Annotated in this window: 17 protein-coding genes and 2 pseudogenes; 10 read left to right on the forward strand and 9 right to left on the reverse strand. The window is 71.3% G+C overall.

Going from position 1 to position 17,570, the window contains the following annotated elements; translation table 11 throughout:
* Positions 1-159: 159 nt before the first annotated feature.
* From ACZ5K7_RS43775 to ACZ5K7_RS43805, 7 genes are all read right to left on the reverse strand, one after another.
* Complete coding sequence (locus tag ACZ5K7_RS43775; protein ID WP_351709473.1) at positions 160-474, reverse strand: SCO5918 family protein; 315 nt, start codon at positions 472-474, stop codon at positions 160-162.
* 47 nt (positions 475-521) lie between these two features.
* Positions 522-803 carry a CBS domain-containing protein gene (locus ACZ5K7_RS43780; RefSeq protein ID WP_468923409.1) on the reverse strand — a complete coding sequence of 94 codons (282 nt, stop codon included), beginning with the start codon at positions 801-803 and terminating at the stop codon, positions 522-524.
* 99 nt (positions 804-902) lie between these two features.
* On the reverse strand, positions 903-2,393 hold the full coding sequence (locus ACZ5K7_RS43785; RefSeq protein WP_468923245.1) for a DEAD/DEAH box helicase: 1,491 nt from the start codon (positions 2,391-2,393) through the stop codon (positions 903-905).
* Positions 2,394-2,573: 180 nt separating this feature from the next.
* Positions 2,574-2,777: a cold-shock protein gene (locus tag ACZ5K7_RS43790; RefSeq protein ID WP_004986771.1), complete on the reverse strand. Its 204-nt coding sequence runs from the start codon at positions 2,775-2,777 to the stop codon at positions 2,574-2,576.
* An 844-nt stretch (positions 2,778-3,621) separates the two neighbouring features.
* Positions 3,622-4,404 (reverse strand): hypothetical protein, encoded by a 783-nt coding sequence (locus ACZ5K7_RS43795; protein WP_468923248.1) that lies wholly within the window; start codon positions 4,402-4,404, stop codon positions 3,622-3,624.
* An 86-nt stretch (positions 4,405-4,490) separates the two neighbouring features.
* Positions 4,491-5,123, reverse strand: a complete 633-nt coding sequence (locus tag ACZ5K7_RS43800; RefSeq protein ID WP_351709464.1) for an RNA polymerase sigma factor — start codon at positions 5,121-5,123, stop codon at positions 4,491-4,493.
* 334 nt (positions 5,124-5,457) lie between these two features.
* Positions 5,458-5,637: a hypothetical protein gene (locus tag ACZ5K7_RS43805; protein ID WP_468923252.1), complete on the reverse strand. Its 180-nt coding sequence runs from the start codon at positions 5,635-5,637 to the stop codon at positions 5,458-5,460.
* Here ACZ5K7_RS43805 and ACZ5K7_RS43810 point away from each other — a divergent pair.
* The 3 genes from ACZ5K7_RS43810 to ACZ5K7_RS43820 all read left to right on the forward strand — a co-directional run bounded on the left by ACZ5K7_RS43810 (position 5,636) and on the right by ACZ5K7_RS43820 (position 9,324).
* Positions 5,636-6,133: a DUF1877 family protein gene (locus tag ACZ5K7_RS43810; protein ID WP_351709461.1), complete on the forward strand. Its 498-nt coding sequence runs from the start codon at positions 5,636-5,638 to the stop codon at positions 6,131-6,133. The genes ACZ5K7_RS43805 and ACZ5K7_RS43810 overlap by 2 nt on opposite strands.
* 165 nt (positions 6,134-6,298) lie before the next feature.
* Positions 6,299-7,096 carry a hypothetical protein gene (locus ACZ5K7_RS43815; protein WP_468923254.1) on the forward strand — a complete coding sequence of 266 codons (798 nt, stop codon included), beginning with the start codon at positions 6,299-6,301 and terminating at the stop codon, positions 7,094-7,096.
* A 59-nt stretch (positions 7,097-7,155) separates the two neighbouring features.
* Positions 7,156-9,324 carry a bifunctional polysaccharide deacetylase/glycosyltransferase family 2 protein gene (locus tag ACZ5K7_RS43820; RefSeq protein WP_468923412.1) on the forward strand — a complete coding sequence of 723 codons (2,169 nt, stop codon included), beginning with the start codon at positions 7,156-7,158 and terminating at the stop codon, positions 9,322-9,324.
* 192 nt (positions 9,325-9,516) lie between these two features.
* On the opposite strand, the pseudogene ACZ5K7_RS43825 reads toward ACZ5K7_RS43820, so the two are convergent.
* A pseudogene (locus tag ACZ5K7_RS43825) lies at positions 9,517-9,714 on the reverse strand (transposase); the annotation flags it as partial.
* An 18-nt stretch (positions 9,715-9,732) separates the two neighbouring features.
* Positions 9,733-9,930 (reverse strand): annotated as a pseudogene (locus tag ACZ5K7_RS43830) (SRPBCC family protein); the annotation flags it as partial.
* Between the two features lie 170 nt (positions 9,931-10,100).
* Here ACZ5K7_RS43830 and ACZ5K7_RS43835 point away from each other — a divergent pair.
* The 7 genes from ACZ5K7_RS43835 to ACZ5K7_RS43865 all read left to right on the forward strand — a co-directional run bounded on the left by ACZ5K7_RS43835 (position 10,101) and on the right by ACZ5K7_RS43865 (position 17,565).
* Positions 10,101-10,838, forward strand: a complete 738-nt coding sequence (locus tag ACZ5K7_RS43835) for a flavodoxin family protein (RefSeq protein WP_468923257.1) — start codon at positions 10,101-10,103, stop codon at positions 10,836-10,838.
* Between the two features lie 507 nt (positions 10,839-11,345).
* The gene (locus ACZ5K7_RS43840; protein ID WP_468923260.1) at positions 11,346-12,674 is read left to right on the forward strand and encodes a molybdopterin-dependent oxidoreductase; all 1,329 of its coding nucleotides are present in this window, start codon (positions 11,346-11,348) and stop codon (positions 12,672-12,674) included.
* A 2-nt stretch (positions 12,675-12,676) separates the two neighbouring features.
* Positions 12,677-13,186, forward strand: coding sequence for a hypothetical protein (locus tag ACZ5K7_RS43845; RefSeq protein WP_468923415.1), 510 nt, complete (start codon positions 12,677-12,679; stop codon positions 13,184-13,186).
* The gene (locus tag ACZ5K7_RS43850) at positions 13,183-13,917 is read left to right on the forward strand and encodes a class I SAM-dependent methyltransferase (RefSeq protein ID WP_468923263.1); all 735 of its coding nucleotides are present in this window, start codon (positions 13,183-13,185) and stop codon (positions 13,915-13,917) included. Before ACZ5K7_RS43845 ends, ACZ5K7_RS43850 begins: the two co-directional genes overlap by 4 nt.
* 136 nt (positions 13,918-14,053) lie before the next feature.
* Entirely contained in the window at positions 14,054-14,329 is a 276-nt protein-coding gene (locus tag ACZ5K7_RS43855; RefSeq protein ID WP_351709444.1) for a hypothetical protein, read from the forward strand.
* Between the two features lie 395 nt (positions 14,330-14,724).
* Positions 14,725-14,934, forward strand: coding sequence for a hypothetical protein (locus ACZ5K7_RS43860; RefSeq protein WP_351709580.1), 210 nt, complete (start codon positions 14,725-14,727; stop codon positions 14,932-14,934).
* A 618-nt stretch (positions 14,935-15,552) separates the two neighbouring features.
* A complete protein-coding gene (locus ACZ5K7_RS43865) occupies positions 15,553-17,565 on the forward strand; it encodes a S9 family peptidase (RefSeq protein WP_351709441.1) in 2,013 nt (670 codons plus the stop codon).
* Positions 17,566-17,570 lie beyond the last annotated feature (5 nt).

Here is a 17,570-nt window from a genome sequence, read left to right on the forward strand (position 1 = left end):
TTTTTCTTCGCTGGAGGCGTTCTAAACCAGTGGGAGGGGCACATAGGGAAGACGACGGGGCTGTTTCTCGGGCTCGGGGCGGGGCCGCCGGTTTTCCTCCCCCCCCCCCCCCCCCCCCCCCCCCCCACCGGGATACTGAGGGCGGTTACCCGCCCGTCCTCACACGCCCACAGGGCAGGTGCCGTCGAGCAGTGCCGACGGGGCCCGGAGCGGAAGGGGAACGCTCACGGGCGCGGCCTCGGGGCCGTCGTGGCAGGTGAAGCCCAGGCGCGCCATGGCCCGGGTGACTTCGCCGACGGTGAAGTCACGGCGGTCCTGTCCCGTGGTGACCTGGCCCACCTGCTTGACGGGGTAGCGGCGGCGGCCGATGGTCACGGACGCGCCCGTGACCAGCTCGGGCTTGACGCCCTTCATCGAGGCCAGCACCCCGATCTTGGTCAGGTCGAACGGGTACCGGGCGATGACACAACGCATGATGCCTCCCAGGCATGACGGAAAGGAACTGACCCGGGCAGGGTGGATCAGCCGCGGACGGGAACAGGCCGGAGCCGGCTGCCGAGGACGTCCCGCAGACGGATGCGGTCCGTGTACGTGGAACTGGCACGGAGAACGGCGAGCCGGGCCAGAGTGATCGAACCCGTGCTCTGGTCGTCCCCGTCGCACACGGTCAGGTACTCGACACGTGCACCCGCCATGACGGCCAGAGCCACCTCGACGGTCATGTCGTCACAGACCCGAGGCCCGTGCGCTTCCTTGCCGTGGACCACGGTCGTCGATGCGGGGTCCGCCACGCGGCACTGCATCTGAGTGGGCGTCAAAAATGCCTCCTGCGGATCGGGTTGGTCGGCTTGGTGGCCATCGCGGCCTGGGGAGACCGCTGCGGCTCCGGCGTAGTGCTGGGCCTAGGCCGCCGAGTCGATGGCGGTGCGCCGCTGTGCCCTGCGGCCCACCGCCGCGCCGGCGGGCCGCCCCTGCCCGGTGCGGCCCTGACGGCCACGGGACGGGGAAGACGTGCGGCGGGGACGCTCCACGGCCGGAGCGGTGATGACGACCGGGACACCGGACGGCGCCTGGGCGCCGGTGATGCGGCTCAGCTCCACCTCACCCGAGCGCACCGGAGTGATGCGCGGGGTGATGCCGGCCGAGGCCATCAGCCGGCTCATGTCGCGGCGCTGGCCGGGTGTCACCAGGGTGACGACGCTGCCGGACTCCCCCGCACGGGCCGTACGACCGCCACGGTGCAGGTAGTCCTTGTGGTCGCCGGGCGGATCCACGTTGACGACCAGGTCGAGGTTGTCGACATGGATGCCGCGGGCCGCGACGTTGGTGGCGACCAGCACCGTGACGTGACCGTCCTTGAACTGAGCCAGGGTCCGGGTGCGCTGCGGCTGGGACCTGCCGCCGTGCAGGGCGGCGGCGCGGACGCCGCTGCTGAGGAGGTGCGCGGTCAACCGGTCCACGGCGTGCTTGGTGTCCAGGAACATGATGACCCGGCCGTCCCGTGCCGCGATCTCGGTGGTCGTCCGGTGCTTGTCCGCGTCGTGCACGTGGAGTACGTGGTGCTCCATCGTGGTGACGGCAGCCGCCGACGGGTCGACGGAGTGGACCACCGGGTCGGTCAGGTAGCGACGGACCAACAGGTCCACGTTACGGTCCAGGGTCGCCGAGAAGAGCATCCGCTGGCCCTCCGGCCGCACCTGGTCGAGCAGGGCGGTGACCTGGGGCATGAAGCCCATGTCGGTCATCTGGTCGGCCTCGTCCAGGACGGTGACGGCGACGTCCCGCAGTCGGCAGTCGCCCCGGTCGATCAGGTCCTTGAGCCGCCCCGGTGTCGCGACGACGACCTCGGCCCCGGCCCGCAGCGCACTCGCCTGCCTGCCGATCGGCAGGCCGCCGACCACGGTGGCCAGCCGCAGCCGGACGGCGCGGGCATACGGGGTGAGCGCGTCGGTGACCTGCTGGGCGAGTTCACGGGTGGGTACGAGGATCAGGGCCAGCGGCTCCCGTGGTTCGGCGCGCCGGCCTGCCGTGCGGGCCATGACCGCGAGGCCGAAGGCGAGCGTCTTGCCCGACCCGGTACGGCCACGACCGAGTACGTCACGGCCCGCCAGGGAGTTCGGCAGGGTCGCCGCCTGGATGGGGAACGGTACGGTCACGCCCTCGTGGCCGAGCGCGGCCAGCAGCGGCGTCGGCATGGCGAGATCGGCGAACGTCTCGACGGCGGGCAACGCCGGTGTGGTCGTCTTCGGCGGTGCGAACTCACCCTGTGCGGCCCGCCGGTTTCCGTTGCCCTTGGAGCGGCTCTGAACACCGGAGCGGCCGACAGCAGCACTTCCTGCGGAGCGGTCGTATGTGCGAGTCGTGCGTGTGCGAGTCGTGCGTGCTCGGTTCATGTGGAACCTTCCTCGACGTGGGCGCGTATCAAGGAATTTCCGCAGTAGAACGAACGGCGCAGAGAATCGCGAGAACGAGCCGAAAAAAACAGGGCTGAATTGCCCTGGAAATGAAGCGAGCTGGGGCCCGCACCCCAAGGTGCGGGCCCCAGCTGCGAAGTATGCGTAAGTGCCGACGCGTCAGGCGGGAACGATGTTCTCGGCCGTCGGGCCCTTCTGGCCCTGCGCGATGTCGAACGAAACCTTCTGGCCTTCCAGCAGCTCACGGAAGCCCTGGGCGGCGATGTTGGAGTAGTGGGCGAAGACGTCGGCGCCGCCGCCGTCCTGCTCGATGAAACCGAAGCCCTTTTCCGCGTTGAACCACTTCACGGTGCCAGTAGCCATTTTTGTTTCTCCTTCGGAGACGGTGTCAGGAATACGCTCTGTGCGCTTTCCGTGTCGCCGTGATGATCAGCCGCCGGAAAAACAATTCTGGCAACCACACCTGCAACTGATACTGACAGTAGCACGTCGTGAGCGACCCCACGCGGTAAACAATTCCGGGCCGTCTCCCACCTCAGGAATATTTCTCGTGCGCCGTGTCGAATTCTCACCTCCCGACCACAGGAATTGCTCTCCCGGGCCACACTGTTGCCGTCGAGTCCGTCCGGTCGCAGCGCCGTGACCTCCTTCGACGGCTTGGCCGCGGCTGCCGTCGCCATCAGCTGACGACATGCCGACGAACGCGCCGAGACCCCAGCAGCGAGAGGAAGGCCACACGGCGGTTCCGGCGGGGCGACCGCGGCGGTCTCGCGGCCCGCGGGCCGATCGGGCTCCGCACTTGGACGCGATTCTCACTCTCGACCGGTGCGACGTCCGGGCTGTCTGCCCGATGGGCCGCACAAGGCATTCCGGGTGCTCTCGCGTCTCACCTCGGGAAGCGACGGCGCTCGGGCGGCTCTACGGTTCTGACTTGCGAAGGCACCTTGGCCGTCGGAGTGGTTGTCCTGACCGGACCGCCTCCCCGTTGACCGCGGTTGTCCGCCCTCATGGGCACGCTGTGGGACACGGAGCCGGACAGCAGACGAGGAATGCGTCTGTGTTGTCGCTTCCACGCGCCGGACGCCGGACACCTGGGGCTCCTGAACGGCGCGTCGCGTATGCGCATCGAACCGGACACCGACACTCGAACCTGCGCTCTCGGGTTGGGAGAGCTTCTCCCCTTCCAACCCACCGGACTCGTCCAGGGCTACTTCTTCTTGCCGTTGCCCTGCCCGCCGTTCGCCTCACTGTTGGCAGACGCGTTGCCGGAAGCGCCGTCGCCCGCCGTGCCGTTGGCGGAGTTCGCAGCATCCTTGCCGGACTTGCCCGCACCGGCCGAGTGGCTCGGCTTGGCCGTCTCCCGTGTCAGCCGCTCGGAGCAGTAGGCGGCGACCTTGTCCGCACCGCCGGCCGCCGCGACCAGTCGCTGCCAGGCTGTCGCAGCCAGCGCCTTGCCATGGCCCTGGACGTGCTCGTAGGCACGGCAGTGGGCTTCGGTGTCCTGGGCGGTGGCGGGCCGGTCCGTCGGCCGAGCACCAGCGGACGGGTGGGACACGGCCCCGCCGACCGCCCGGTGCGAGGCGGTCGCCGACGGGGGCGTCGTTCCCCGGCCGTCGCCGGCGCCCTCGCCGGCGGAGCCGGCCGAACCGGCGGAACCGATGGCCGCGACCGCCACGCCCCCCAGCGCGAGGCTGGCGAAGACCACGCCGAACGTCAGTTTCGCCGGGCGCCGCACCCGCCGCTCGGCCGTCGGCCGCCAGTCGTCACGGCGCCGGGTACGTGCGCGATGCGCACCCGAGGCGCGGGCGGCCCGGAACGCGGCCACGGCCTGCCGCTCGCCCTGGGACGCGAGATCGTCTGCGCGGACGGCGGCAGCCAGTGCCGTCTCCAGCGCGGCGTCGTCACCCGCGCCCCGGGGGTCGGACGGGGCGCCGCCGGGCTGCACACGTCGACGGCCCCATACCCCGTCGCCGCCCAGCCGTTCACCCATGTCCGCTTCCGTTCCCGTCCGACCGCTTCGATTCGTCCGCTGCCCCGGCTCCGACGCCTGCCTGTCGATCCTGTCGCGGTTGTCGTTCATGTCGACTCCCCCAGCGCGCGGGAAGCCACATCCGTCACACCCTCCTCGGCTCCGCCACCGATACCCAGCTGACGGCCGAGGCGTTTCAGGCCCCGGTGGGCGGCCGTGCGCACCGCACCCGGCCGCTTGCCCAGGACCCGCGCCGCGGCGGGACCGTCCAGACCGACCACGACCCGCAGCAGCACGGCCTCCGCCTGGTCCCGCGGCAGTCCGCGGATCAACTCCAGAGCCCACTCGGTGGAGAGAGACTCCAGAGCCTGCTCATGAGTGTTGTGCGGGCCCGCCAGTTCCAGTACGTCCTGGTCGGTACCGCCCGCCTGGGGCCGCACCCGCCGACGACGCAGGTGGTCCAGCGCCCGGTGCCGGGCGATGGTCGCGGTCCAGCCGCGGAAGCCCGCGCCGTCGCCCTTGAAACGCCCGAGGTCGCGGGCTATCTCCAGCCAGGCGTCGGACGCCACGTCCTCCGCCTCCTCGCCGACGACGCCGCGAAGGTAGCCGAGCAGGCCCGGCTGCACGATCCGGTAGGCGACCTCGAAAGCGGCCTCGTCGCCGTCCTGGGCGCGCGCGACCGCCGCGCCCAGTTCCCCGTCGTACTCCTGTACGCGCCGAGGTTGCCGCACCTGGCCCAAGATTGCCCTCGTTCGCACCGATCACAACCGATTTCACACCGCCCGTCGTGCTCCGGTCGCAACGACGGCCCCACGATGACCAGCGCGCACTCTCACAGAAACGTCACAACGCCCCAGGAGCCTGTCCGGTATCAACCGTCTCCCCGCGCTCAGCCGCTGGATTCGGCAGCCCCGACTGCGACGGAGCGGAACCGGCGCCGTCCGAGCCGGGCGACGCTTCCCGTAGGCCCTGCGCCGGGGAGCAGGAGCTTTGCACCGACCGCACGGGCCGCGGCGATCCACGCCGATGACGGCGCCGCGACCGCCCCCAGCCCCTCACAGAGGGACAGCCGACCTACCGGCAGAGGGCGATCGGCAGCGGGCGGTCAGCAACACCGACCAGGGAGGAGGCCAGGACGAGCGTCACCCCGAGCCCGTGGGCGGCACGCGCCGAAGCCCGCCACAGCCGCCGCCCCGAGCCCGGGACCGCCGGGCCGCGTGATGCTTCGGCGCCCTCGTGCGCTCCCACTGTCATGAGTACCTACCTCCGTCTGCGAGCGGTACCGGCCCCGGCACTGCGCAACAGTCCGGCTTGGCTGGAACGGCTTTTCGCGAGCGATGCGGCGACCGTCCGGCACCAGCCCGGCCAGTGCCCCGAAGAGGTGCTGGACGAGTGCTGCCTGGACCAGGAGCACATCTACACCGGCGCTCCACCGGCCGGTCCCCCGGGACGGCCCCAGGCCCAGGTGGTGCTCGGCGGCCGCCCCGTGTTCCGCACTGACCGGCAGAAGCCGCCGTTGCTGGTCCTCACGGCCGCCCAGGCCCGCCGGGTGGCCGAATTCCTGGAGCAGACCGATTTCGACGCGCTGTGGGACTCCGCCCGGGACGGACTGCTGCCCCGCTACGGCGGAGCGACCGCGGAGCCCGAGACGTCGCGTGCGTTCGCCAGCACGCACCGGGAGCTGCGGGAGTTCTACGCGCACACCGCCGCGTGCGGGAACGCGGTGGTGAAGTGCCGTTCCAAGGCGTGAGGAGTGGCGATCCGAGTCGGGAGAGGTGCCGCTGCGAGGCGGGACATGTGAGTGTCCGGAGTGGGACATATGACGGTCCGGGGCGGGAGGTGTAACAGTTTCGGCCCGCTGCGCTCTTTCCATGCGGACGACCACGTCGGTCGGCTTGGAGAGGAGGCGGGACGCGTGCAGCGGACGGGCGACAGCGGCGCAGGGTACGGCGAGGAGCCGTACGCCGGCGTCGGGTACGGGTATGCCCACGGCCACGAGGGCACCGGCGGCAGCACCACCGCCGACCCGGCCACGGCGGAGCCGGAGCCCTGGACCGCCGGTGCGACACTGCTCGTCGCCGGGCCGGACCACCTCGCCACGACGGAGCGGGACTCTCCGCATGGTGCCGTCATCACCGTGCTGCCGACGGACCTCGACGACTCCGGCCGTCCCGCATCGGAGCCGGACACGTCGGAGAACGATCCGGCACGGCCCGTCTTCGTGGACGCCTCGGGGCGCCGCCAGCGCCGCGTGCGGCGCACCGCACGGCTGCTGCTGATCCCCGCCGGCGTCTATGTCGCCCTGCTGGTCAGCGCGTTGCTGGGCGGCCCCACCATCAGCGCTCCGTTCGTCCCGCTCCCGGACACCACGCCCCCGGCCGCGCCCCGAGCGACCGCCCCCGGATCTCCCGCCGGTACGGGTCACACGGCAGGGAGCGCGGGCTCCGGCGCGACGGACGAGAACGCCCTTGCCACGTCGCCGCGGACGGCCTCCGGCCAGACCGGCCGGCCGACGGCCGCGGCCACCCCCGCGACCACCGCGACCACCTCCCCGACCGCCGTCCCGACCACGACCGCGACCACGACCGCGACCGCGACCACGACCGCGACCGCGAGTGCCACCACCAGCACCAGTGCCAGTGCCAGTGCCACCACGGACGCGCCCTCCGCCAAGGGACGCGCCAACGCCGCATCCCACAAGCCCGTGAAGTGACCCAAGGCCCTGACGTGACCTGTCCGACCGACCCGACCGATCGCCGACGCCGCACCGCCATGCCCCGCCGCCGCGGCCGTACCCGCCGGGTCACCCCCCGCACCCACTGGCTACTGCTGTGCGTGCTCGTGGTGACCCTGTCGGCGGCCCTCCTGTTGCAGGGCTACACCCACCACATGTTCGGGATCACCTCGGACGACGTGACCGGCCCCCGCGGCCGGGCCGACACGGTGCCCGGCCAGGTGGCCCAGGGCGGCCCCGTGATCGCGAACGCCGCCGGCTCCCCGCACACCGCCCGCCCGAAGGCCGGCACCATCGCCCTCACCTTCGACGACGGCCCCGACCCCGTCTGGACCCCGCGCATCCTCGACGTGCTGCGCCGCAACCATGTGCACGCGACCTTCTTCGTCGTCGGCACCCAGGTCGTCGCCCACCCGGAACTGGTCCGGCGGATCGTCGCCGAGGGCCACCAGATCGGCATCCACACCTTCACCCACCCCGACCTCTCCCGCCTCGCCCCGTGGCAGCGTTCCCTGGAGCTGCGCGAGACACAGCTGGCGGTGGCCGGCGCGGCCGACGTCACCACCGCGCTGCTGCGGCCGCCGTACTCCTCGGAGAACGACGCGCTGGACGACGCCGGCTGGTCCGTCCTGAAGCAGGCCGACACAGCCGGGTACGTCACGGTGCTCTCCACCCTGGACGCCGAGGACTGGCAGCGCCCCGGCACGGCCCGCGTCCTCGCGAACGCGACACCGCACGGCAGGGCCGGGCAGATCGTGCTGATGCACGACGCCGGCGGTGACCGCTCCCAGACCGTCGCCGCCCTGAACACCCTGATCCCCCGGCTCAAGGCACAGGGCTTCCGGTTCACGACGGTCGGCGCCGCGGTCGGCATGGACGGCCCCGTCCGGCCCGCCGGACCGGGCGACCACCTCCAGGGCATCGCCCTCATCAGGATGTTGCAGCTCGGCGACTGGGCCATCCGGCTGCTCGGCGTGCTGATGTACGCGGCCGGAGCGATCAGCGTGCTGCGCGCCGCCGTCGTACTGGTGGCGGCCCACCGGCACCGCCGGCTGCGGACAGGGCGCCGGGCCAGGCCCTGGGGACCGCCGGTGACCGAACCGGTCAGCGTCATCGTCCCGGCGTACAACGAGAGCGCGGGAATCGAGGCGGCCGTACGCTCCCTGGTCGCCTCGGACCATCCGGTGGAGATCATCGTGGTCGACGACGGCTCCACCGACGGGACCGCCGACCTGGTGGAGGCCCTCGGTCTGCCGGGAGTGCGGGTGATCCGGCAGCGGAACGCGGGCAAGCCCGCCGCGCTCAACACCGGTCTGGCCGCCGCCGGCTGCGACCTGGTGGTCATGGTCGACGGCGACACCGTCTTCGAACCCGACGCCGTCCGCACGATCGTGCAGCCCTTCGCCGACCCCCGTGTCGGTGCCGTCTCGGGCAACGCGAAGGTCGTCAACCGCGGTGGCCTGCTGGGCCGTTGGCAGCACATCGAGTACGTGGTCGGTTTCAACCTCGACCGCCGTCTGTTCGACCTCGCCGAGTGCATGCCGACCGTGCCCGGAGCGGTCGGGGCGTTCCGGCGCCGGGCCCTGCTCGCCCTCGGCGGGGTCAGCGACGTCACCCTCGCCGAGGACACCGACCTCACCATGGCGCTGTGCCGCGCCGGCTGGCGTGTGGTGTACGAGGAAGGGGCGGTTGCCTGGACCGAGGCGCCCGCGTCGCTGGGCGCCCTGTGGCGGCAGCGGTACCGCTGGTGCTACGGCACCCTGCAGGCGATGTGGAAGCACCGCGGCGCGCTGGTGCAGGGCGGCGCCGCCGGCCGACTCGGCCGCCGGGGCCTGCTCTACCTCCTCCTCTTCCAGATCCTGCTGCCCCTGCTCGCCCCTGTGGTCGACGTCTTCGCCCTCTACGGTCTGGTCTTCCTCGACCCGCTGCGGGTCACCGCCCTCTGGCTCGCCTTCCTGCTCCTCCAACTGCTGATGGGCCTGTACGCGTTCCGCCTGGACGGCGAACGCCCGGGCCCGCTGTGGAGCCTGCCGCTGCAGCAGTTCGTCTACCGCCAGTTGATGTACCTGGTGGTCATCCAGTCCGTCTTCACCGCCGTGTCGGGTTCACGGCTGCGGTGGCAGCGCATGGAACGCTACGGCAGCCTGCGGGCACCGACAGGTGCGGAGACTCCCGGCGAGGACCGCCCTCCGCGGATTCCCGCCTGAACCAGGGCGGCCCCGGGCCCAGGCCCAGGAAGACGGCACCATCCGCACCGGATTCCTGTGCCGCAGGTGACATCCGTGAGTCGTCGTGCGTCGGACGCGTGCAGAGCGCCGCACTTCGAGCGCCGCACATGGCGGCCACTCGGCGCCACCGGTACACCTTCGCGGGCCGAACGCCCCGCGAAGGTGCACGACCTCGCACTGTCGGCGGCGCTCCAGCAGCCAGTGTGGGAAGTAACTGCCGCTGCGGAGCTTGGGGATGGCGAGTTCGACCGTGCCGGCCCGGGTGTCCCACTCGCGTGGGCGGTAGCCGTAGCGGTGGTTGACTCTCTCATCGCTGACCTGCCCGTATTCGGCGTTGCAGAGAGCATCGGCCTCCGCGGACATGAGTGCGTCGGCAGGACGTAGTCAAATGCGCCGACCGAGGAACCGGGCCGTACGGGTGACCTCGGCACCCACGCCGAACCCAGCGCCGTCCGCCTCCCTGGTCAGCTCCGCTCCGCGGATGCCCTGGGTCCACTCCGCGTCGTGACGCCAGTCCATGGCGTACGCGGCGACCCGGTCGGGCGGCAGCGGGATCACCCGGCGCGCCGTCACATCGATTGCCACAGGACCAGGGTCCCAGCCGGTGCCGGAGACCGCACCGCAGCGGACGGATGCGGTCGAGGCCATTCGGAGGCACCGCTGTGGCACCTGACGTGGGTGACTCGCACGCTGGACCTCGGACATGGACGACTTGCCACGCCCCACGTGATGGCAAGGCCTTGCAGGAGGAACGAGTGACCGCTTCGTCGCCCACCACCGACGTGCCACCGGCCCGGTACGACGACCTGCGCGCGCTGGTGGTCAACTGCACCCTCAAGCGTTCGCCGGAGACCAGCAACACCCATGGGCTGATCGACCGCAGCACCGCCATCCTGGACGCACAAGGGGTCCAGGTCGACGTGGTGCGAGCGGTGGACCACGACATCGCCACCGGGGTCTGGCCGGACATGCGGGAGCACGGCTGGGAGACGGACGCCTGGCCCGACCTGTACCGACAGGTCATGGCGGCCGACATCCTCGTACTGGCCGGCCCCATCTGGCTCGGCGACAACAGCTCCGTGATGAAACAGGTGATCGAACGCCTCTACGCCTGCTCCAGCCTGCTCAACGAAGCAGGCCAGTACGCCTATTACGGCCGGGTCGGCGGCTGCCTGATCACCGGCAACGAGGACGGCGTCAAGCACTGCGCCATGAACGTCCTCTACAGCCTCCAGCACCTGGGCTACACCATCCCTCCCCAGGCGGACGCCGGCTGGATCGGCGAGGCGGGCCCCGGGCCCTCCTACCTCGACCCCGGCTCCGGCGGCCCGGAGAACGACTTCACCAACCGCAACACCACCTTCATGACCTGGAACCTGCTGCACCTGGCACGTGCGCTGAAGGACCTCGGAGGCATCCCCGCCTACGGCAACCAGCGCACGGCCTGGGACGCCGGCTGCCGCCACGACTACGAGAACCCCGAACACCGGTAGGGACACCAGTGGCCGGAGCAGCCGTGCGCAGCCCGGAAGCAGCGTCCGTCTCCGCCACCGAGCGCGGCACGGTGCCGCATCGTCGGCCCAGCACCTCGAGAGCCGTGAGGATGTCAGCGGGTTCGGCAGAGGTGGCGAAGGCCCATCGGCCACTGCCCCTGTCGTCGAAGAACGCACTACCCCTGATGAGGGTGGCGTGGCCACAGGGCACGGGGACCTGGAGATCCCCGAGGCAGTGGTTCCGCCGTTCGGCTGGAGACGGACACCCGCTTGCACCTCGGGCCCGGACAGTCCACCTGACCTGTGCCAGCTTGAGGGTGTCCTGTTTATCCGGAACAGGTCGTCGCATTGAGGGCCGTCCACTTGTGAGCACGGCTCGAAGACTGGAGGAGACGGCCGATGGCAGGTGGCGGACGGCCGTCGGGTCCGGCCCCGACCGGCGGGTCGCGACACCCGAGACCGGAAGAGACCTCGGCGCTGAAACGGCTGAAGCGCGCACGCGGCACTGTGGCTGCCGCCGCGGCTGCGGGCCGCGGTCGGATTCGCGGAACGGCAGAGCGTGTCGGGCAGCTTCCCCCGCCGCCGGGTCCGTTCCGCCCCGGATTCTGGCGCAGTCCGATCCGCGGGCCCTGGCTGACCTCTGTATTCGGCCTGGTCCTCCTGGTCGGCATTCCGCTGCTGTTCATCACCGGGCTGTTCTCCTACGCCGCCTACAACCCCGGGCTGAGCCCCCTCAACGACGAGACCCCCGACAAGGGCATCCTGGGCTTCTACCTCTTCAGCTGGCCCACGCATCCCTACTGGCTCTACCGGCTGCTCCAGGGCGTGCACGTGACCCTGGGCGTGGTCCTTGTACCGGTGCTGCTGGCCAAGTTGTGGTCGGTGATCCCGAAGCTCTTCGAATGGCTGCCGGTACGCTCCGTCGCCCACGGCCTGGAGCGCTTGTCCCTACTGATGCTGGTCGGCGGCGTCATCTTCGAATTCGTCACCGGAATCCTGAACATCCAGCTCTACTACGTCTTCCCGGGCTCGTTCTACCGCCTCCATTTCTACGGCGCATGGGTGTTCATCGCCGCCTTCGTCGTGCACGTGGGCCTCAGACTTGGCCGGATGACCCGGGCCCTGCGCTCGCGCAGCCTGCGTACCGAACTGCACACCGACCTCGCCCACACCGTGCCCGAACCACCCGATCCCGACGGCCTGGTGGCGGCCGCCCCCGCCGCACCGACGATGACCCGCCGCGGCGCACTCGGCATGGTGGGCGCGGGATCGCTGCTCCTCCTCGTCGTGACCGCCGGACAGAGCATCGGCGGCCGGCTGCGCGCCACCGCACTGCTCGCACCGCACAACCGCAACCCCGGCAGCGGCCCGAACGCCTTCCAGATCAACAAGACGGCGGCGAAGGTCGGCATCACCCCCGCGCTCGTCGGCCCCACCTGGCGACTGGAGGTCCACGGACGCGGAGCACCACAGGTCTTCACCCGCGAGCAGCTCCTGGCGATGCCCCAGCACGCCGCCGCACTGCCGATCGCCTGCGTGGAGGGATGGTCCACCGAGGACCAGCACTGGAGCGGCCTTCGGCTGGCCGACCTCGCCGCTCTGGCCGGCCTGCCCGGTGCGGGAAGCGTCCTGGTCCAGTCGATCCAACCGCCAGGCCCCTTCACCAGGGTGGTGCTGCGCGGCAACCAGATCCGCGACCCCCGAGGGCTGCTCGCCCTCCGCGTCAACGGCGCGGACCTCTCGCTCGACCACGGCTACCCGGCCCGCATCATCGTCCCGGCCAACCCCGGCGTGAACAACACCAAGTGGGTCCACCGGCTCACCTTCAGGGCGTGACCATGGCACGATTCGGCCGCTGGTACGGCTCCGGACCCCTGCACCTGCTCGTCCTGATCGCCTCGTTCGCCCTCACCGGCTACGCCATGGTGCGCCTGTTCACCGTCCAGCCGTGGGAGGTGGCGATCTGGTTCGTCGGGGCGGCCGTCCTCCACGACCTGATCCTGCTGCCCCTGTACTCGCTGTCCGACCTGTCGGCCCTCTCCGTACTAAGGCACCGAGCCGATGCCTCCGCCAGGCCGACGGCGCCATGGATCAACCACCTGCGCGTCCCCGCCTTCCTGTCAGGTCTGCTCCTGCTGGTCTGGTTCCCTCTCATCCTCCGTCTGGCAGTCCCCTACCCCGGTGACACAGGGTTGTCCTACGACGTCTACCTCGGCCGATGGCTGGCGATCACCGGCGTGCTCTTCGCGGCCTCCGCGGTCGCCTTCGCTTTGAGACTGCGCCGCGTGCGCCGGCCCGGCGGCAGCGACGGGAGCCTGCCCCCTGCCGGGGATGGCGCAGCACCGTGACAACGGACGAGGACGAGCTGTACGACGCCGGCGAGGACCCCGACGAGGACCCCTACGCGCTCGCCCTGCGACCCGGCCGCGGACCGGTCTACCTACGGCTGGACGACGGGCGCCGCATCCGGATGCCGGTCCACCGCTGGCACGGGCAGCCCACGGCGGCCGACAGCACCGTCCTGGAACGCTGCGCCGGCCCCGTCATCGACATCGGCTGCGGCCCGGGCCGCATGTGCAGAGCACTCCTGAGCCAGGGAGTCTTCGCCTTCGGGGTCGACATCACACCTCGCGCGGTCGCACTGACCACCGCCCTGGGCGGGCTCGCACTTCGGGCATCTGTCTTCGACCGGCTACCGGCCGAGAAAGGCTGGCAGACGGTGCTGCTCATCGACGGCAACATCGGCATCGGAGGCGACCCGCGTGGCCTGCTGCGCCGCTGCGGCGGCCTCATCGCCCCCGCTGGATGCCTCGTCGTCGAGGTCGACCCCCAGGACGTGCACGAGCAGTGCACCGCCCGGTTCGAGAACGTCCAGGGGCAGGCGGGGCCGTACTTTCCCTGGGCCCGACTGGGACGACCAGCGCTCCACAGGATCGCCGCCGGGCTCGCCCTCACCGTCACCGACCAGTGGACGAGCGGCCACCGCTGCTTCGCCACCCTCACCCACCAGGGATCATCCTGCGACCGTCCTGACGCGGACCCCACAGCGACGGAGGACGGCGGGGCAGCGGTCGTCTGAGCCGGCCGCTGCCCCGCTCCCCCGCGCTGCCCGGGGTCGGTCAGCCGGCAGCGCGTGCTGCATGCCGCCTGCCCGGGTCTGGCGGCCCCCTGAATCGTGGGGTCAGTCGGCTTCGGCGTGCGCCTCGACGTCCTCGATGCCGGCGGCCTGCCCGGCCCCCGTGGTGGGCGCGGGCAAGTGCCATGAGGGTGCGGGCTTCGTCGAGGCGGTGGCCGGTCTCGCGGTGTACGGCGAGGGCATCCTGGCCGAGCTCGACGGCTGCACCGTGTGCTTCCTCGGCCTCCGCCGTCGCGCACAGGGCGGTCAGGGCCTGGCCCTCCACCAGGCGGAACGAGTGGTCGCGGGCCAGCGCCGGCGCCTGTTCGGCGTGGGCGCGGGCCTCGTCGTACCGGCCCGCCGCGGAACGCGGTGAACAAGGTACTGAAGGGCGCACGGATGCATACGTGGCCGAATCTCCACAGCGAATGCGCAACTGCGGCACGGGTGCATTCGATTGGTGCGGAGTTGTCCTGGTCGGAACTGCCGTGGCAATAGCTGTCGGTTTCCTATGCGGAGCTCCGTGTAGAGAAGCTGCCCCCAATTCGTGTGCATGCGCGCATGGATGAGTAGTCGACTGCTTCAACTGCCCTGCTGGGAGCAGTGAGCGACTGGATGCCGGGCAGGCTCCGTGATTTGATCCTGCGCACCGCCGGGATCGCGCCAAGGCGTCCGGAAACGGATGGCGCGGGCCTGCGGTCGCGGCCCACCGGCTATCCCCAGCTTGGCCGCTCCCCCTTGTGGAACATCCATACGAAGGGCAGTTTCATCATGAACTCCGCTCCCCAGGTTCAGACCCTTGAAATCTCCGACGCCGAACTCGACACCGTTTCCGGCGGTCTGAGCCCGCAGGTCGGCATCGCCGCCGGCCCCACGGCGATCAGCAGCTCGGACCTCGTGGCTCAGTTCGGCGCGCTCAAGGACGGGGTCCTGGACACCGTCAGCCAGTACCACCAGGTCGGCGTCACTGTCTCCTTCTGATCGTCAGATCGCGGGACTTCCTCATCGCGGGATCGCCGATACCGGCAGCCTGACCGCCGATCGGCGTCCACGGCGACAGGCCCCCTGCCCACGGGTCCTCGCGGGCAGGGGGCCTGATCATCAGGGGTTGCCTCTTCTTGTCCCGGGTCTTGTCGGGGATCTTGGTGACCTGCGCTTCCCTGCTCAGCAGGGAGTAGGCCCTTGCGCCTGATGGTCGTCCTTGAGCGGCTTGGAGTGACACCTGAGCACCCTCGGGCCACTGACCTGGGGGTTTCTCCTGGAGCGGGTGACGAGAATCGAACTCGCGCTCTCAGCTTGGGAAGCGACGGCGCTTGCGCGCCGAACAGTGTGCTGACCTGCGCTGACGCGGGACCAGGTTTCCGTGGCGGGGCCGGGAACGCACCCTTGGCGACCGTTGTTGTCCGCTCTGAAGGGCACGGATGGGGCACACGGCGGGTGAAGCGAGGCAGGTGCGGGCGCCATCAGCGGAATGAGTCCGAGAGCCTGCAGGGCTTCCTTCGGGATCTTGCGTTTCGCCGGACGGGCGGCAGGCACCCCTGGCGGGCGGCGCCCGTAATCCGCTGTTCACCGCCTCCTTCGCGAGCAAGAATCGTCCGCATGTCTGCGATCCCCGGTGGCACGACCGCCTTCCACGACCTGCCCGCGTTCCTCGCCCAGGCTCGCGTCAACTCCCTTGCGCTGTCCGCCGACGGAGGCCGTCTCGTCGCCGCCGTGCAGACGCTGTCGGAGGACCGGACCAGGTTCGTGTCCGGGCTGTGGGAGATCGATCCGGCCGGGGAGCGCGAGGCGCTGCGCCTGACCCGGTCGGGGAAGGGCGAGTCCGGGCCCGCGTTCGGCCCGGACGGGGTGCTGTACTTCCTGTCGGAACGCGAGGACGACAGCGAGGAGGACAAGCACGAGGGTGCCGCGCTGTGGGCGCTGCCCGGGCGTGGTGAGGCCGCCGTCGTGGCCCGGCACCCGGGCGGGATCACCGCGTTCACCGTCGCCCGGGACTCCGGCGCGCTGGCCCACACCGCCGGGCTGCTGCCCGGGGCCGCCGACGCCGACGCGCACGGCAAGCTGCGCACGGCGCGCAAGGACGCGAAGGTCACCGCAATCCTGTACGAGGCCGGGCCGACCCGCGCCTGGGACCGCGATCTCGGCCCCGAGGCACAGCACACCTTCGTGCGCGCGGGGGCCGAGGGCGCCGTGGTCGACGCCGGCGGGCAGGGCGTCGGCCTCGAGCACCCCGGGGACGTGGCGCTGTCGCCCGACGGGACGCGAGTGGCCTACACCCGGTTCGTACCCGGCCGGGTGCCCGCCGAGAACCGCACCGCCGTGGTGGTGGCAGACGCGGCCACCGGCGAGGAGGTCTTCGTCCTGGGCGATGTGGAGCACCTCTACGAGGCGCCGGTGTTCACGCACGACGGCTCGGCGGTCGTGTGCTCGCGGATGACGTGGCCGACTTACGACGAGCCGATGGACATGACGCTCGTCCGGGTCGGCGTGGACGGCGGCGAGGCCGTCGATCTGCTGCCCGGGTTCGACAACTGGCCCGTCGGCGCCGTCTGTTCGCCGGTCGACGACGCCCTCTTCTTCGTGGCCGATGTGGAGGGGCACGCGCCCGTCTTCCGGCGGGACGCGGACGGCACCGTGACCCGGCTCACCGCCTCGGGCGCGTACGGCTCGCTCTGCGTGGCCCCCGACGGGCGGACGCTGTACGCGCTGCGCAACGCGATCGACTCGCCGCCGCGGCCGGTCAGGTTCGAGGCCGGCGTCGCCGACCAGACGCCGGTCGAGCTGCCCGCCCCCGGTGCGTTCGACGCGCTGCCGGGCACCCTCACCGAGGTGCACGCCGACGCGGTGGACGGGTACCGGCTGCGCGGCTGGCTCGTGCTGCCCGAGGGCGCGTCGGCCGAGAACCCCGCGCCGCTGCTCGTCGCCGTGCACGGCGGGCCGCAGGGCAGCTGGAACGGCTGGACCTGGCGGTGGAACCCGTGGCCGTTCGCGGCCCGCGGCTACGCGGTGCTGCTGCCCGACCCGGCCCTGTCGACCGGCTACGGTCAGCAGGGCCACCGGCGCGGCTGGGGGCAGTGGGGCGGGGTCCCGTACACGGACGTGATGGCGCTGACCGACGCGACCGAGGCCCGTGACGACATCGATGCCGCGCGCACCGCGCTCGGGGGCGGCTCCTACGGCGGCTACATGGCCAACCGGGTCGCCACGAGCACCGATCGGTTCAAGGCGATCGTGAGTCACGCGGGCCTGTGGGACCTGCGGTCCTTCCAGGGCGACACCGACGCGCCCTGGTACTTCCAGTGCATCTTCGGGGACCCGGTGACCCGGCCCGAGCGGTACGAGGCGCACTCCCCGTACCTGGACGCCGCGAAGATCCGTACGCCGATGCTGGTCATCCACGGCGCGAAGGACTACCGCGTGCCGGTCGGCCAGGGCGCCGCGCTCTTCCAGGATCTGCAGCGGTTCGAGGTGCCTGCGAAGTACCTGTACTTCCCGGACGAGAACCACTGGATCCTCTCCCCGGGCCACATCCAGGTCTGGTACGAGGCGTTCCTGAACTTCCTCGACCACCACGTCCTCGGTGCCGAGTGGCAGCGGCCCGGACTGCTGTGACCGCG

The organism is Streptomyces sp. NPDC031497 (assembly GCF_055580905.1).

Coding starts and splice junctions, on each gene's coding strand:
- ACZ5K7_RS43775 (WP_351709473.1), bottom strand. CDS start 474: ATGCGTTGTGTCATCGCCCGGTACCCGTTCGACCTGACCAAGATCGGG.
- ACZ5K7_RS43780 (WP_468923409.1), bottom strand. CDS start 803: ATGCAGTGCCGCGTGGCGGACCCCGCATCGACGACCGTGGTCCACGGC.
- ACZ5K7_RS43785 (WP_468923245.1), bottom strand. CDS start 2,393: ATGAACCGAGCACGCACGACTCGCACACGCACGACTCGCACATACGAC.
- ACZ5K7_RS43790 (WP_004986771.1), bottom strand. CDS start 2,777: ATGGCTACTGGCACCGTGAAGTGGTTCAACGCGGAAAAGGGCTTCGGT.
- ACZ5K7_RS43795 (WP_468923248.1), bottom strand. CDS start 4,404: ATGGGTGAACGGCTGGGCGGCGACGGGGTATGGGGCCGTCGACGTGTG.
- ACZ5K7_RS43810 (WP_351709461.1), top strand. CDS start 5,636: ATGAGTACCTACCTCCGTCTGCGAGCGGTACCGGCCCCGGCACTGCGC.
- ACZ5K7_RS43805 (WP_468923252.1), bottom strand. CDS start 5,637: ATGACAGTGGGAGCGCACGAGGGCGCCGAAGCATCACGCGGCCCGGCG.
- ACZ5K7_RS43820 (WP_468923412.1), top strand. CDS start 7,156: ATGCCCCGCCGCCGCGGCCGTACCCGCCGGGTCACCCCCCGCACCCAC.
- ACZ5K7_RS43845 (WP_468923415.1), top strand. CDS start 12,677: ATGGCACGATTCGGCCGCTGGTACGGCTCCGGACCCCTGCACCTGCTC.
- ACZ5K7_RS43855 (WP_351709444.1), top strand. CDS start 14,054: ATGCCGGCGGCCTGCCCGGCCCCCGTGGTGGGCGCGGGCAAGTGCCAT.
- ACZ5K7_RS43860 (WP_351709580.1), top strand. CDS start 14,725: ATGAACTCCGCTCCCCAGGTTCAGACCCTTGAAATCTCCGACGCCGAA.
- ACZ5K7_RS43865 (WP_351709441.1), top strand. CDS start 15,553: ATGTCTGCGATCCCCGGTGGCACGACCGCCTTCCACGACCTGCCCGCG.